The sequence below is a fragment of the Mycoplasma sp. 5370 genome (assembly GCF_054343435.1).
The window spans coordinates 1-1666 of record NZ_JBTGVF010000048.1; the positions used below are offsets into that span (position 1 = coordinate 1).

Annotated in this window: 1 protein-coding gene; it reads left to right on the top strand. The window is 25.6% G+C overall.

Going from position 1 to position 1666, the window contains the following annotated elements; all coding sequences use genetic code 4:
- Positions 1–1666 (top strand): hypothetical protein (locus ACXX88_RS04080; RefSeq protein WP_458559670.1); only part of this gene is annotated, 1666 nt, incomplete at both ends.

The following is a 1666-nucleotide window of genomic DNA, read 5'->3' on the forward strand; positions in this document are numbered from 1 at the left end:
AATTTTACCAGTGATATCACTGGTAAAATGTGTCCCAATAAATTGTCCCACTTTAATTTACCTTTTAATTTTGATTTTAATTTTGATGACAAAAAAACAAATGAAAAACGTTATTTTGAATTAAAAGAAAAATTTAATTTTAATGCTTCTTATAACTTGGAAGACAATACTGTAACATTTAATGTAAATTCAAAAAATGGAAATATTAAATTGTACGATGACACTACTTCGCATAATTTTTCACAAGTTGATTCAGCATTTATTTCTAATAGTATCTTTTATGTTCATTGACAGTCAAAACAAAATCAAGATAATTCAATAACTTTTGAAGAAACGCCTTACAAAAAAGAAACTTTAATAACAGGCGATACTGAAATAATTAATAAACCACAAGACACTTATTCATTTAAAACAGAAATTGATGATAAAAACAACAATGCTAAAAGGTTATTTAAAGATGATTCATCAGAAGCACTAAAAGAAACTCGTTCAAGATCCTTTGCTTTATCTAGAAGGGGTGGAACTTATAATTTAATTGGAAAAGTTAAACCAAATGATCCAAATGATCATAGATATTATATTTCAACAGCATGACACGTTTGAAATTGAGATGGTGATTGAAGAAAAGATCCTTTCAAAACAGGTTCTTGATGATCTCAACAAGAAATTAATCACAGAGATCCTAAAACAAATATTTTAACTAAATGATTCCACAATCCTGTCTTTAAAGTTCCTGTTTTAACTGATAAAAATGAAACAGATAAAAAACAGCCAATTTTAGAAGATGAACATAAATATTATGGATATTTTGAACATATTTTTAAAATTGAAGAATATATGAATTTTAATGATGAATCTTCATTTCCAACATTTGCTTCTTTTAGAAATAATCTTGGTAAAAAGGTTGCTAATGACAATGTAGATAAAGTAAACAATAGTGATTATTGATATTCTAAAGCAGATTTATTTATAGGAATTATGGATATTAGTTATTTTGAAAATAACTATAAACTTGAAACTTTAGATCAAAATGCTCAATTGAGTGACTATCAAAAAGAAGTTGTTAAATTCTTTTTAAATTGAAAAAATCTCAAAACTCTTGAAATTTCCAATACTTCTAATTTTATTAGCAATATTTATAATTTAAATTATACTCTTGCATCCTTCCCTTATTACGAAAGAACACAAACAAACGATGATCCAGCTTCTCCAGACAAAAGATCTATTAGATATAGAGAATATTTACTTGGAAATTCTCCACACACTAACTTTGGTAGTTCAGTTATAACATTTCCAGTTAATAACAAAAATGAAACTTACTATTTTAAAAACAGTACTTATCTTTTTGATAGAAATAATATAGATTTATCATCAGGTTCATCGGGAACTTTTGCATATGATGCAGATGGAAAATTAGTTTCTATATTTGAAACAATTTCATTAAACAAAAATACAGATGGAAGTTTTAATAAATTTGGTTCATATATAATAGATAATCAAAAATATACTTATTATGGTAGCGGAAATCATCCAACTAATCCTTCTTCTTTTTATGAAAGAACAAGATTAATGTCATATTTATATCCAGATAAATACGAATCAACTGATTTTCCCGTCTTTCCCAGTTGACGGGATTTTTTTCTTTTTTTTCACATATTTAATACTA